Here is a 14341-nt window from a genome sequence, read left to right on the forward strand (position 1 = left end):
TCGCAACGAACATGCTGGCTCGCCCATGTCCTTCCCACATTCGTTTGGGACGGAGCCGATAGCGAGACACCGCGCATTTGGCGCAGGTGGTGAAGGTCGTCCGTTCGAGTTCCGCGTCACGGAGTGCTGTCCCGGACGAGCTGCGGGATCCGGTGCTCGCTCGCGACGGTCGCCCGTCCCCTCCACCGGGATCACCGAATGCCCAGTTCCACCGCGGAAGCGTCACGCGAACGGGGGATATTGACGACTTCTCAACTCCCAGTAGCGTGGACGAAAGTTCAGAACTGCAATCAGGGGGCGCAGTGTTCAGGCTGTATCTTACGGGCGCACCCGGGAGCGGGAAGTCCACAGCGGGGCGCGCTCTAGCCGAATTGGTCGGAGGTCAGTACGTTTCGTACGGGGATCTCCTAACGAAGAATCTGGGTGTTTCTAGTCAAGAGGAACTTCGGCGACGATCCGCTGCAGTCATATCGCCGGAGGACGTTGTTCGAGCGGATGAACATGTTCGAGAGGCAATCGGAGACATGTCCGGCGATGTGGTGGTTGATTCGCACGTCGTTACGCGGGAACTCTATGGCTTTCGGGCGATTCCATTCGACCCGCCGACCCTGCGAGCCATGAGGTTCACGCACGTCGTCTGTCTCTTGGTTCCCGGTGCTGTGATTCACGATCGAATTGCACGAGAGAGTGGTGGGCGGCCTCTGTTGACCCCCGACCAATTCGATCAGCACTCGGCTTTGCAATCGTCGTTCGCGGTTGCCTATTCGCACACGGCTGGCGTCCCTGCAGCATTTTTGGAGGCGAATCTCCCAGTTGAGGATGTCGTAGCAACAATCGCGAAGTTTGTGGGTGCTTAGGAGCATGGCCAGCGAAGTCGACCTGAGAGCCGCCATCAACGCGGTATCGGATGTCGTTCAGAATCGACCGCTGCCACTTCGCGAGTTTGATCAGATCTACATGAAGACAGGTGACATGGTCATGCAAAGCGAGTTCGTGGCAAGGTGGGCCGCCGGCAAGAGGCTCGCCTTTGTGGGGGATGGCGATGCGATCAGTGTTTGCGTGTCGTACCTGGTAGCGCGCGGAATCTTGGAAGAGGGCCCCAGCATGATCACCGTCTTCGATTTCGACGAGCGAATCGTAAACGCCGTCAAGCGATTCGCTAGCGCGGAGAACATCCACAACCTCGATGCTGAGCTTTACAACTGCCTCGACGCCGTGCCCGCGGTAACGGCGTTTGACTGCTTCTATACGAACCCACCGTGGGGTGCCAGCAACGGCGGAGAAAGCGTCAATCTGTTTGTCGAGCGCGGCTTTGAATTGATCGGTTACGGCGGTGATGGCCTCATCGTTATCGCCGATGACCTTGACCTGGACTGGCCAAAGCAGGTGCTGCACGCGGTTCAAAAGTTTGCAACCGACTCTGGATTTTATGTAAGCCGGATGACACCCCGCCTTCATTCGTATCACCTAGACGATGCGCCAGATCTTCGCTCATGCAACCTAATAGTGTCGGCCGTTCCTGGCAACGCACGAGACACCCGCAGCGAAGCCCGCGATAAGGGGGGACTTGCTCACTTCTACGGAAGGGACCGGCGTCCACACGTGCACTATGTGCGGGATATATCGGGTCGGGCACGTGGCACTGAGCGGCAGGAAGACTACAGATTTGAACTTTTCGAGGAGCGATCGACATGAGCGACCTAGTACCTGGCGACGATTTCATCTTCATGAAGGTCGGGGTGCACGCGGGCGAGACCCTCGAGGACATCCTGGCGAGGAAGCGTAAAGAAATCGAAGATGAGGGGCTCTCGATGTGGGGCTATGGAGGGAATTCCTGTCATCCGAGTCGCGTGCAAGACTTCGCCGAGGACGCGACCGCCCCAATTCGGTTGGTCATGCAGGAGATCAAATCTAACCACTTCGCTGACCCGCGACGTGCAAGGCAGTTCTCCGAGGACGGAGGCGTTACGTGGCGTGATGTCCCGGCTGGGATCAACGTGCTCGGTTCGAAATATGCGTTGTGTCTTTCGACCTTGGACGACGTTGATTTCACCTTAGATCTCGCCGCAACGGTGGTGCCGGTGGGCCCGCAGCAGGGGAAGCGCGGCAACCAGTACCTGCGAGGCCACGTGGACAAGGCATGTCTAACCTTGCTGGACCAGGAAGCGGGATCTACTGTGAATGCGCCCGTACGGATCTCCCTCTCTGCCGACCTTGTTCAGCCTTACGCCGTGCTCTTGAGGGACTAAGCACCAGCCAGGCTGATGACATCGCCGGGCATGAGCACACGGGGAGCAACTCGGCGTACCTCCTCGATGTAGCTGTGGAGTCCATCCGGGGCGTAATCGTCCGGCACGGACGGTCGCCGACACTCGAAGGCATTGGTCAATGCGACGTCAGCGTCAGGGCTGTCGCAGACGTTTGCTCGAATGACCAGGACGCCATGGCGAGCCGCGAGCGTAGCTATCGCCTGTTCGAGACACGCGGTGCGGAATTTAATAGCCGCAAGTGCTGGGAGGTGGTCCATTGCGTCTTCGACGCCACCGATTGCTCGTTTGTCTCCCGTCAATACTGAACTCCCGCGCAAGCAGGCGACTGCCAGGAGCAAGCTTTCGCCGCCGTCGATAGCCAGATCATTTGCTAATGCCACTTCCTCGATCTCGGCGGCGAGGGCAATTTCGTGGTCATCGGGCTCTAGCAACTCTGCCCGGGACAAGAGCTCTTTAAGGTCATCGATCGCTTCGGCTCGGGCAGTGCCCATTGCGATCAGCTTCTTGATGCGCGCCACACACACGAACGGGGCGCTGCCTAACACACCTGTGCTGTTCGAACACGGGTCCTCGCAGGCGAGATGGATTAGGTCTGTCGCGCGACCGTATTGACTCGTCTTGATCAGGACGTCGTTGTCGATCGCGAGTTCAAGCATCGCCCGACTCCCCGAGCAGGCGCCGCAAATAGTAGGAGTTCTCCTCGCCCAGCTTGTTCCATTGGAGTTGTTGGAATGCGATTCTGTTGACGACAGACGGCAAGTCGTCTACACGGTCGCCGAGAATATTGATTGCTGCGTAGACCTGCTCCCATCGATTCGTTCGATAACCCACAGCAAGGGCGATGGTGGCAGGCTCTATCGCGAACTGCTCCGAGGCGCTTCGAACAGATTTCGCCAATTGAGCGCCGTTGAAATTCTGCCGGTCAACTTGTACGTCGAAGTTCGGATTCCCGGTGAGGACCTCAAGCGCAAATGCGTTGGCAGCCATTTCATCGGGATCTTCGGCACCGAAGTCGTGAGATATGGGATCCCCGAAGTCGACGACCGCAGCCTCGCCCTCGAAGTGGTCGAGAACCACGTGCGCGAGTTCGTGAGCGAGGATGAATGCCAGTTGGGCTGGGAAGTGCGTATCGCGACCGAGGAGAATCACAGGACGCTTGCCGGCGATGACACTCATCGCGTCCATCCGTTTCGCGTCGAGGGGGAACACGCGAAGGTGCACGACCGGGATGCCCACTCCCCAGCACAGGGCAATGAGACTGTAGAGAGTAACGGCCTGGAATTCGTTGAGTATTGCCGCGCGGATCTGCTTCGCGGAAGCTAGTCGTTGGTATGGCTCTGCGCTGCCTGCTGCGGCCAGGCGGCCGACCGATAGAGCGAAGGATCCCAGAACGGCTTCTTCTGATGTGGATGCTGAGAAGCCCTTGAATCTAGTGGTGTCGTGCCAGACGAAGACAGGGTCTTCTTCCAGCAGCGACGAGGGAGATAGCCCCAGTCTCCGAGCTAGGGTGAATCGCAGTTCGGCTGAAGCGGCAATTGAATCGGACGCTTCGTCAGACCACCACTGCGGCCAAGCTGCTTCTATTAGCTCGAAAGAGACGCCGGCCTGACGAAGCCTCCGACGAAGCTCTTCGGGTGAAGCAAAGGCAGCGATGACGGATCCTCCAAGTGGTGGATTCAACCGGTGGCGGTGGTGTCGTGTAACTTCCTCTTGTGCAGGATCAAGACCTAGGCGATGAGGGTGGCGAGCGCGCTTCTGACGTTAGCGCAACAATCACGCGCGACTCGGTATTTTGCTGGTCAAAGTACGCCGCCGAGTCGGGAGAGAGCCCTGGCGGAATCCTCGCTCGTAAGGAAGCGGAACGAGCGGCCAACGGGGGCATCTTTCTATGGGGCATTGGGTCGAGTGTTCGACCCTCACTCGTTCGATTGCTCTCCTTCTCGAGGAACCCAACGGTTATCTTCTCGGCCATGAAAAGCCAAGCGGCAGCTCAGGACGAACGTCCCCGGAATATCGCCTTCTGGAACTCAGGAGTCGGAATCCGCGGAGAATCATTCCGAGTCCCGGAGTTTTCAGTCGTCACAAGTCGTGTGGACGGAAGCGGACGTCGCAAGCACTTCGCCCTCGTGTGTTCCCTTGCCGAGCCCATCCAAGAGGGCGGAGGGCTTGGCATACGCCACGGGCAGCTTCGTAACCTAGGATCGGGTGCGGCGATCGGCCATTCCCAAGTGACATCCATCGTCATCGAGGATCCAGCATTGCCGCCGGCGGGTCCTACGTACGACCTTGGCTTCTCCGCGACTCTCGTTGCCCCATACCTCGTCACGTTGGATACGAGCGTTTGCCTTCCGTACGAGGACGTCCGAGCGGCCGCTTCACGTGGTTACTCGGAACTCTTGCGTATAAGGCGAAGCCTGTTCTCGGAAGCATCGCATCTGGCGGGCGCTGCAACCCTTGGCGATTGGTAACCGTCGTCGACCACCGCTGCGAAGGACGCCCTAACCGTAGATGTCACGTGTGAAGCCGTAGACGTTCCACTCACCGTTCTGAAAGAACGACCATTCCGCCCCCCTTCGGTTAGCTGCCCGAGCGCAGCCGGGTCTCGGGGATGGCGTGGCGGCTTCAGCGGTTCGTCATCTGTCCGGGAACGAGGCGTTGATGAGCTCCGGGTTCGTCGGGTCGCCCTCGAACTCGCAAATCCACACTTGGGGCTGGCCGCCCGCATTGTTACCGACCGAGGACGCGAAGATCGCTACGTGACCAGCGCCGTCCTCCTGAGCGTCTCTCAGGGTGTCAGGAGTGAGGGGCCCGAACTCGGTGACACCAGGGCTCGTCTGCTCCCAACTCGAGTACTTGGTTCGAACTGCTTCCTGACACATGTCTCGAAGCTGAACGGCGTCGAAGCCCAGCACGGTGTAGTCGGCGGTCGACGGTGCCGACGTCTCCGTCGGTGTCGGCGTCGGTGTCGGTGTTGGAGCGGGGGTGACGGACGGAGGCTCCGTGTTTCGAACCTCCGGAGTCGCGGTGTAAACCATCGGCGCCGTGGTGGGCGTGAGCAGGTGGGCGTTCAGCGCGTAAGCGACACCGCCACCGGAAACCAGAAGCGCCGCGATGACCAGACCGACGATCAGCGCCACGCGCTTGCGCGTACTGGTTCGCCCGGCTCGGTCCGCGCGTGCGGCCTCCACGATGGCGTTCCTCCAGGCCGCACTTCGGCCACTGTCGAAGCGGATGTCGTCATTCATCGGAAGTCTCCTTCCATCGAGACAAGCGGGGTCGTTTCATGGAGCAGACCAGCCAGCCGGGCTTTGGCCCGCGAGAGGCGTGACTTCACGGTGCCGGGAGGGACCTGCAATACCGCTGCGGCCTCGGCTGTGCTGAGTTCCTCGATGACGCACAACGAGAGCACGTCCTGGTCTCTCCGCGACAAGCGCGGAAGCGCCGACCGCAGAGCGCTCCGCCGTGGGTCGGAATCCAGCCGGTCGTCGACCGCGTCACTGTGATCCGGCGCGTTCTCCTGCTTGGGCAGAACGGTGAGAACGTGTTGGTACCGGCGCCGTGAACGGGAGAAGTTCCGGCCGACGTTGTTCGCGGTCACCAGGAGCCACCCGATGACCGAGCCGTCGACATCGCGCATCACCTCGCGCCGCCGCCACGCCTCCAAGAACACCATCCCGGTGACGTCCTCGGCGTCGTGCACCGACGGCGTCAAACGCAGGGCATGACGGAATACGCGGTCGCGGTGCAGGTCGAACAGGTCGCCGAATGCGTCCGGATCGCCCGCTCGAGCGCGTGCCAGCAGGGCCGGCTCATCGATGTCATCGCTTCTCACATCTCGATAATGTCCGAACCCGCGAAACGGTTCCCGCGACCCACGCGCTCGTCTCAGGTCGTCAAGTGCGACCGCGCATTCGGGAGCGCTGGTCGACCGTGGGGTTCGGTGGGGTGCCGAATAGTCGGTCAGTGCGCGAGGCACCGGCCGCTCACCGTTACGCGGTCGACTCGCGGATGACCAGCTGTGCCTCTGTCTCGGGTCCGGCCTCGGGCTTCGCGGTTTCGGTCACGGCGCTCAGCGCCAATTCCGCGACGTAGCGGCCGAGTCCCGCCGTGTCGATCCGCACGCTCGTCAGGCTGGGGACGAAGAGCGACGCCAGAGGGCTGTCGTCGTGGCCGATCACTGCGACGTCGCCCGGCACAGTGCGTCCGGAGCGGAGAACGGCGCCGGTGACAAGTGCGGCGATGTCGTCGTTGTAGGCGACGACGCCATCGATTCCTTGCGCCAACCACCCCTCGACGACCTCGGGCGCGTTGGTCGAGTCGATGTCCGCATCCGCAGCGAAGCCGCTGCCGGTCCGTTCCAGCAGCGTCCTACCCGCCAGGGCACGGCGAGTGCGCACGAGGTCCGCGATGCGCGGGTCTGCCGAGCCGGCGAATGCAAGCGTGGTGCGGCCCCGCTCGAGGAGGTGCTCGACCTGGATGCGCGGCCCTTCGATGTATCGCAGGTCGTCCGCGGCGGCTCCTGCTTCGTCTTCGAGAACGGCTGCGATCACGTGCTGCACGCCACTGTCGCGGATCTCCGAGACCGTCTTGCGGGGGAGGGGCGCCATCCCGAGTACCACGTCGGGGCGCAGCGTCTCCCACAGCGGTTGGGCCTGCCCGCCGGGGTGGGGTGTCATGGTGACCAGCGAGTACCCGGCGCGATCGAGAACCAGCGAGGCCTCATCCAGATGCGTGCGCACGCTGTAGTCCATCGGCCAGTCGGGGAGGATCAGCAGCACGATGCGGCTCTGACCGCTCCGGAGTGCGCGTGCGGCCGTGTGCGGTCGGTACCCGAGACGCTTCGCCTCGGCGAGCACGCGCTCGCGGGTCGCGGGGGAGATCGTCTGACCGGGAGTGTTGTTGAGGACGAAGCCGACCGTGGCGCGGGAGATGCCCAGCGCGCGCGCGACATCAGCGGCGGTCACGCGCCTGAGGGTTTCCGAATTCGTCACAGACTCTCCTTCGATGTCCTGACTCTATCTCGCACTTGCACGTGCTAGTTGGACATGTTTATAGTTGCTCCACTAGCTCGTGCTAGTAATCTTCTTCCTTCTCATGACAACGGAGTCTTAATGAACAGTTCGGATGAGGTCCCCGTCGCTGCACCCCCGCTCCCCGCTGCAGCCGTTGACCCGGCGGTGATCGCGGCGGAGGCCGCGGCGCCCCCGACGGAACTCCCGAAGGTCGGCGCCCGCTACATCTGGTTGCTCGTGATCGCCCAATTCGGCGTGTTCATGGCCTTCATCACACCACTTGCGATTTCGCTCGCGATCCGAGTGGACGCCTTGGCTCCTGGGCACGACGAGTACCTCGGATACATCACCGGCATCGGTGCTTTCGCCGTCATGCTCACCGGCCCGCTGCTCGGAGTCGCGAGCGACCGCACCCGCACCCGGCTGGGTCGCCGACGCCCGTTCATCATCGTCGGCACGCTCCTCGGCGTGGTCTCCCTCCTGGTGATGGCGCTGGCGCCATCCATCCTGGTCCTCGGTCTCGGGTGGATCCTGGCCCAGCTCGGCTGGGGACAGGCTCTCAGCGGCCTGACGAACTCGCAGGCGGACCGCCTCCCCGAGTCGCAGCGTGGCAAGGTCGCCGGCCTAGGAGGACTGGCCACGCAGATCGCTCCCGTGTTCGGCGTCATCATCGCCGGCGGGCTGTCCGGCAACCCGCTCCTGCTGTTCCTGATCCCCGGACTGGTCGGAGTCGTCTCGGTTCTGCTGTTCGTGCTCTTCGTCCATGAGGACGACAGCCGGGGCCTGCGTTTCGGAGATCGGCTCACCGCCAAGACGCTGCTGGCGAAGTACGTCTTCAACCCGCGGAAATTCCCGGACTTCTCCTGGAACTGGCTGGGCAGGTTCCTGTTCTACTTCGGCCTCACCCTCAACACCACATTCACCGCGTTCTTCTTCGCCTCCCGTATGGGCGTCTCCGTCGACAAGGTCGGCGGGGTCATCGCGGCCGCCGGGGGTATCGGTGTGCTGGCGACGACGATCGGCGCTATCGGCGGCGGATTCCTCTCCGACAAGATCAAGCGGCGCAAGCCGTTCGTCGTCCTCTCCGGGGCATTGATGGCGGTCGGGATGCTCACGATGGCGTTCTCCACCGAGCTGCCTGTGCTGATCGTCGGCTCCCTCATCGTCTCGCTCGGTCTCGGTGGGTTCGCGGCCGTTGATCAGGCGCTCCTGCTCGACGTCCTCCCGGAGCGTGAGACGGACGCCGGCCGATACATGGGCATCGTCGGGTTCGCCACATCCCTCCCTCAGTCCGTCGCCCCCCTGATCGCACCGCTCTTCCTCGCGATCGGAGCCGCCGCCGGCGGCAAGAACTACACGCTGCTGTTCATCGTCGCTGCCGCCTGCGTATTGCTCGGCGGAACCGCTGTCCTCCGCATCCGGTCCGTTCGCTGACCCCGCCTCATCCTTCGGACGCTTTCTCACAGACAGGTATTGGATCCGTGCCCCACTCAACCGCTCAGTTCATCACGCCGGCCTTCCCCACCGGGAAGGAGGGCGACCCCGCTCCCTACTTCCGTCGAAGCTTCACTTCGCCGGACGGCTTGATCGCTGCGACTCTGCGCATCACCGCGGTCGGGCTGGTCGAGCCGTGGGTGAACGGCACCCGCGTCGGAGACGAAGTCCTGGCGCCGGGGTGGACGTCCTACCGGAACAGGCTCGCCGTAAGCACCCACGACGTGACGGAGATCATCGTCCCCGGTGAGAACGTCCTGGGTGCGATCGTCGGCGACGGCTGGGCGCTGGGACGGCTCGGTTGGGAGAACAAGCGCAACCACTACAGCGAAAGCCCCGCCCTCTGGGCCGAACTCACGCTCGAGTACGCTGACGGAGCGCAGCTCGTCGTCACCGACGAGGACTTCCGTTCTTCCACCGGCGCGATTCTCTCGTCGTCGATCTACGACGGAGAAACAGTGGATGCCCGGCTCGAACCGAACGGGTGGTCCGAGCCGGGATTCGACGACTCCGGGTGGTCGACAGTGGAGCTGTTCGAATGGCCGTCGGAAGCGCTGTTCGGCCGCACCGCTGACCCGATCCGTCGTGTGGAGCAGCTCGCCCCGGTCGAGATCACGACGAGCCCGTCCGGCCGGACGATCGTGGACTTCGGGCAGAACATCTCCGGTTGGGTCCGCTTCACGGTGAGAGCGTCGGAAGGCGACACGATCACGCTGCGGCACGCGGAGACCCTGACCGACGGTGAACTCGACACCGAGACGTTGCGGACGGCCAAGGCGACGGATTCCTTCACCGCCGCAGGCGACGGACCCGAGACCTTCGAGCCCCGGTTCACCTTCCACGGCTTCCGTTATGCCGAGGTCGACGGGTGGCCGGGAGAGCTTCGAGGCGAGGATCTGCGGGCGATCGTCGTGCACAGCGACATGCGCCGGACGGGCTGGTTCGAAACCTCCAATGAGCTGGTCAACCGCATGCATGAGAACGCCGTCTGGTCGATGCGTGACAACTTCGTCGGCGTCCCCACCGACTGCCCGCAGCGCGACGAGCGGCTGGGATGGACCGGGGACCTGAACGCATTTGCGCCGACCGCCGCGTATCTCTACGACGTGCGCACCGTCGTCGGCTCCTGGCTGGACGACCTGGCCGCCGAACAGGCGGAAAAGGGGTACGTGCCGTGGGTCGTGCCGGACATCCTCTCCACACCGTCACCGCCGACCGCCCTGTGGAGCGACGTCGCGGTGAGCCTCCCGTGGACTCTGTATCAGGAGTACGGCGACGACGGCATTCTTCGCCGTGCCTATCCGTCGATGACGGCATTCATCCGCAGCGTCGAGGCGCTGCTCGACGAGAACGGCTTGTGGTCCAGCGGCTTCCAGTACGGCGACTGGCTCGATCCCGACGCGCCGATGGACAACCCGGCCGGCGGGAAGACCGACCGCCACCTGGTCGCCTCCGCGTACCTCGCAAAGACCACCCGGGAGATGGCCCAGACGGCTGCGATCCTCGGGGAGGACGACGACGCGCGCCATTTCGCCGCTCTAGCCGACCGCGTTCGCGCCGCCTTCCGACGCGAGTACGTGACGGCCGCTGGCCGCGTGACGAACGAGACCGCGACAGCGTATGCGCTGGCGATCTGCTTCGGCCTGCTCGATGAGGACCAGCGTCAGCACGCCGGCGACGAGCTCGCCCGGTTGGTCGCCAAGACAGGCTTCACCATCTCGACCGGGTTCGCCGGAACGCCCATGGTCACCGACGCGCTCTCCAGCACCGGACACCTCGCGGACGCGTACGCGCTGCTCACTGAGACCCGCTGCCCCTCCTTCCTCTACCCGGTCACCATGGGTGCAACCACGATCTGGGAGCGGTGGGACTCCATCCGCCCGGACGGCACGATCAACCCGTCGGGGATGACCTCCCTGAATCACTACGCACTCGGCGCGGTGTGCTCGTGGCTGCATCGGGTCGTCAGCGGCATCCAGGCCATGGAGCCCGGCTACCGACGCATCCTGATCGCACCGCAGCCCGGCGGCGGCCTCACCCGTGTCTCCGCTCGGCACGACACCGTGCACGGCCAGGTGGCTGTGACATGGCGTATCGAAGAGGGGGTCATGACGGTCGACCTGACCGTTCCCAGCGGAACGGAAGCGCTCGTGCGGCTGCCGCTGCATCCGGAGGCGGCGGAGGTCACCGTCGAAGCGGGCACGCACACGTGGCGATACAGCGCGCCCGGGGCCGAGCGCCCCGACTACTCGATGGACACCGCGCTCAACGTCCTCGCCGCGGACCCGATCGTGTGGCGGAGCCTGACCGAAGTCTTCGCCAAACATCTGCCCGGGATCCCGATCGACGGCAACGCGCCGGAGGCCGCCGGCATGACGCTGGAGCTTCTTCTGCAATACATCCCCGGCGCCGCCCCCGAGCTCCGGGAGGACCTCGAGAACGCCGTCACCGAGGCGAGTGTGCCGGCGTGACCGCAATCGAAGACGACGTCGTCAACGGTCGCCACGGCCCGATACCGATCCGCCGCTACCGACCCCAGACCCCGCTAGCGGGAGCCGACCCGTTGGTGTGGCTGCACGGGGGAGCGTTCTCGTACGGTGGCCTCGATCAGCCGGAGTCGCACGCGCCGGCTCTCGCGCTCGCGGCGACCGGGCGACCGGTCGTCGCCGTCGACTACCGACGAGTTCCCCGCTGGAGTCCCATCCGAAAGACGAAGCCTGGGGTCTTGGACGGGATACGATTCCCGATCCCGCTGGAGGACGTTCTGGATACTGTCGACCAGATCCGTTCCGAGGCGATGGATGGACGGGTCATTCTCGGCGGAGCAAGCGCGGGCGCGTGCCTGGCTGCCGCGGCCACGCTCCGGCTCGTCCGCGAGAAGAGGCCGGGTCCGGCTGCTTTGGTCTTGGCCTATGGCGCCTTCCACGCCCACCTGCCGCCCATCCAGGATGAGCTCCGAGCCAGGATCCGAGGACGACACGCGATCGCTCAGTTCCGACCTCAAACGGTCGAGCGCATGAACCGCAATTACGCGGGAAGGCCAGAAGCATTGGCCGATGCCACCGCATTCCCCGGTGGGCACGACCTGAGCGGATTCCCACCGACCCTTCTCGTGGACGCCGACCGCGACTCGCTCCGCGCTTCCGGTGGAGCCTTCGCCGCCGAGCTCGACCGCTTCCAGGTCCCGGTCGATTACGAGATCGTCGCAGAGGCGCCACACGGCTTTCTCAACCGACCGGGATCCGGCTACTTCGCCACCGGAATGGCAACGATCAGCGGCTGGCTCACCCGTACCGCGCATCCCACTCAGCAACCCGCCACACAGACAACCAGAGGAGCAATCCAATGAGCGACCACTACAGCATCGAGGAACGCGCGTCAGCGCTCGGCGGCCAGGACTTCACCCGCTCCGCCGCCGCGGCAGGCCTACCCGCGATCGTCCTGAGTGACGGACCGCACGGTGTGCGCAGGCAGGGACGGACCGGCGACCACCTCGGCGTGTACGACAGTGAACCGGCGACGTGTTTCCCGACGGGATCGGCGATCGCCTCCAGCTGGAACCCGCAGCTCGTCCGCGAGGTCGGCGTCGCGCTCGGGCGAGAAGCGCGCGCTCTCGACGTGCAGGTGCTCCTGGGCCCCGCGGTCAACCTCAAGCGTTCACCTCTCGGCGGCCGCAACTTCGAGTATCTCTCCGAGGATCCGTTGCTCGCCGGCGTACTGGGCGCCGAGTGGGTGAAAGGTGTCCAGAGCCAGGGCGTCGCAGCCTCTCTCAAGCACTTCGCCGTCAACAACCAAGAGACCGACCGCATGCGCGTCAGCGCCGAAGTGGATGAGCGCACTCTCCGCGAACTCTACTTGGCGGTCTTCGAGCGGATCGTGACGCAGGCGACGCCGTGGACGGTGATGAGCTCGTACAACGCCATCAACGGTGTCTATTCCTCCGAGAACCGCTGGTTGCTGACCGACCTGCTGCGCGACGAGTGGGGCTTCGACGGTCTCGTGGTCTCCGACTGGGGCGCGATCAAGGACCGCGTCGTCGCACTCGCCGCCGGGCTCGATCTGGAGATGCCCTCCAGCAACGGCGCGGGAACCGGGGACATCGTCGCCGCCGTGAGCGAAGGCAGGCTGAGCGAGGACGTCATCGATGTCAGCATCCAGAGGCTCCGGCAGCTGATCGAGCGGACGGCGGAGCGAGGTGCGTCTTTCGATATCGACGCTCATCACCAGCTTGCGCGACGGGCTGCAGCCGAGTCCGTCGTCCTCCTCCGAAACGAGAACGGCACGCTTCCGCTCAAACCGGAGACCAAGCTGGCCGTCCTGGGGGCGCTGGCCGTCGATCCGCAGTTCCAGGGCGGAGGATCCTCCCATGTGAACCCGACACGGGTCGACATCCCGCTCGAGGAACTGCGAACCGTGTTCGGCGAGGTCGCATTCTCCACTGGTTACACCTCCACCGGCACCGACGAGGCGCTGCTGCAGGATGCACGGAGCGTCGCCGGGGATGCGGACGTCGCGATCGTCTTCGCCGGGCTCTGGGAGAGCGAGCAGTCGGAGGGCTTCGACCGTGTGGATCTGCACCTGCCGGAAGGACAGGTGGAACTCATCCAAGCCGTCGCCGCGGTCGCACCGCGGACCGTCGTGGTTCTCGCGAACGGCGGAGTGGTCACCCTCGAACCGTGGCACGACTCCGTCGACGCCATCGTCGAGGGCTGGGCACTCGGACAGGCGATCGGCGGGGCGATCACCGACGTGCTCACCGGCGCCACCAACCCGTCGGGACGCCTCGCGGAGACCATCCCCGTGTCGCTCGCTGACACACCGTCGTACTTCACCTTCCCCGGCGAGCAGGAAGCCGTGCGGTACGGCGAGGGCGTCTTCGTCGGCTACCGGGCGCACGTGACCTCCGGGCAGGGCGCACGCTACCCGTTCGGCCACGGCCTCTCGTACACCACATTCGACGTCAGCGATCTGAGCGTCGAAGCGTCCGGGGCCGATCGCGCCGTGGCCCACGTCACCGTGACGAACACGGGCGCAGTCGCCGGTGCGGAGGTCGTGCAGGTGTACGTCGCACCGCCCGCATCGCGTGTCCGGCGACCCGCCCGGGAGCTCGGCACGTTCGCGAAGGTGACGCTGAAGCCGGGAGAGTCGACGAGGATCGCGCTCGAACTGGATCGGACGGCGTTCCGGTTCTGGGACGCCCGAGGCCACCGCTGGTGGGTGGAGCCCGGCAGCTACGGGGTCGAGATCGGCCGCTCCGCATCAGACATCGTCGCGCGCGTCGACGTCGAGCTGGAGGGCGATACGGAAGCGCCGCAGGAGCTGACTCGCACCTCGACGGTGAAGGAGTTCTTCGCCCACCCGGTCGTCGGGCCGGCGCTCATGGAAGGGATGCTCGCGAACGCCACCCCTGAGCAGCGGGAGGCGGCCGAGTCGGGAGCGGACATGCTGCGGATGGTCGACTCCATGCCGATGGACCAGTTCGCACGGTTCCCCGGAGTCGGTCTGCCCGAGGAGACCCTGGACTTGCTGATCGCTCTGAGCCGACAGCCGGCCGAGGTCTAGTCG

Annotated in this window: 12 protein-coding genes; 7 read left to right on the plus strand and 5 right to left on the minus strand. The window is 64.5% G+C overall.

From position 1 onward, the window contains the following. Positions 1–302 precede the first annotated feature (302 nt). Genes H284_RS21295 through H284_RS0111820 form a run of 3 tightly spaced genes read left to right on the plus strand, consistent with a single transcriptional unit; the run spans position 303 to position 2249 of the window. Positions 303–857: an ATP-binding protein gene (locus H284_RS21295; RefSeq protein WP_196802841.1), complete on the plus strand. Its 555-nt coding sequence runs from the start codon at positions 303–305 to the stop codon at positions 855–857. 4 nt (positions 858–861) lie between these two features. Then, complete coding sequence (locus H284_RS20745; RefSeq protein ID WP_155885491.1) at positions 862–1695, plus strand: bis-aminopropyl spermidine synthase family protein; 834 nt, start codon at positions 862–864, stop codon at positions 1693–1695. Next, positions 1692–2249 carry a hypothetical protein gene (locus tag H284_RS0111820; RefSeq protein ID WP_020076391.1) on the plus strand — a complete coding sequence of 186 codons (558 nt, stop codon included), beginning with the start codon at positions 1692–1694 and terminating at the stop codon, positions 2247–2249. Before H284_RS20745 ends, H284_RS0111820 begins: the two co-directional genes overlap by 4 nt. Here H284_RS0111820 and H284_RS0111825 read toward each other — a convergent pair. The 5 genes from H284_RS0111825 to H284_RS0111845 form a co-directional block, all read right to left on the minus strand. After that, positions 2246–2926: a hypothetical protein gene (locus H284_RS0111825; protein WP_020076392.1), complete on the minus strand. Its 681-nt coding sequence runs from the start codon at positions 2924–2926 to the stop codon at positions 2246–2248. The two genes, H284_RS0111820 and H284_RS0111825, sit on opposite strands and share 4 nt — an antisense overlap. Continuing rightward, positions 2919–3950, minus strand: coding sequence for an ImmA/IrrE family metallo-endopeptidase (locus H284_RS20895; protein WP_155885492.1), 1032 nt, complete (start codon positions 3948–3950; stop codon positions 2919–2921). The genes H284_RS0111825 and H284_RS20895 overlap by 8 nt, the downstream gene beginning before the upstream one ends. A 953-nt stretch (positions 3951–4903) precedes the next feature. After that, positions 4904–5407, minus strand: a complete 504-nt coding sequence (locus H284_RS0111835) for a hypothetical protein (RefSeq protein WP_155885493.1) — start codon at positions 5405–5407, stop codon at positions 4904–4906. Positions 5408–5511: 104 nt separating this feature from the next. After that, complete coding sequence (locus H284_RS0111840; RefSeq protein ID WP_231371191.1) at positions 5512–6246, minus strand: RNA polymerase sigma factor; 735 nt, start codon at positions 6244–6246, stop codon at positions 5512–5514. A 13-nt stretch (positions 6247–6259) separates the two neighbouring features. Continuing rightward, positions 6260–7234, minus strand: a complete 975-nt coding sequence (locus H284_RS0111845; RefSeq protein WP_020076395.1) for a LacI family DNA-binding transcriptional regulator — start codon at positions 7232–7234, stop codon at positions 6260–6262. Positions 7235–7381: 147 nt separating this feature from the next. Between H284_RS0111845 and H284_RS0111850 the strand changes: the two genes are divergently transcribed. From H284_RS0111850 to H284_RS0111865, 4 genes are read left to right on the plus strand one after another with little or no spacing between them, the layout of a single operon-like run. Continuing rightward, positions 7382–8716, plus strand: a complete 1335-nt coding sequence (locus H284_RS0111850; protein WP_029042918.1) for an MFS transporter — start codon at positions 7382–7384, stop codon at positions 8714–8716. Between the two features lie 47 nt (positions 8717–8763). Continuing rightward, a complete protein-coding gene (locus H284_RS0111855; protein ID WP_020076397.1) occupies positions 8764–11247 on the plus strand; it encodes a glycoside hydrolase family 78 protein in 2484 nt (827 codons plus the stop codon). Beyond that, positions 11244–12125 (plus strand): alpha/beta hydrolase, encoded by an 882-nt coding sequence (locus tag H284_RS0111860; RefSeq protein WP_020076398.1) that lies wholly within the window; start codon positions 11244–11246, stop codon positions 12123–12125. Before H284_RS0111855 ends, H284_RS0111860 begins: the two co-directional genes overlap by 4 nt. Next, positions 12122–14338, plus strand: coding sequence for a glycoside hydrolase family 3 C-terminal domain-containing protein (locus H284_RS0111865; RefSeq protein WP_020076399.1), 2217 nt, complete (start codon positions 12122–12124; stop codon positions 14336–14338). The genes H284_RS0111860 and H284_RS0111865 overlap by 4 nt, the downstream gene beginning before the upstream one ends. The last annotated feature ends 3 nt before the right edge of the window (positions 14339–14341 follow it).

It is taken from the genome of Cryocola sp. 340MFSha3.1, from assembly GCF_000383315.1.
Lineage (GTDB): Bacteria > Actinomycetota > Actinomycetes > Actinomycetales > Microbacteriaceae > Leifsonia.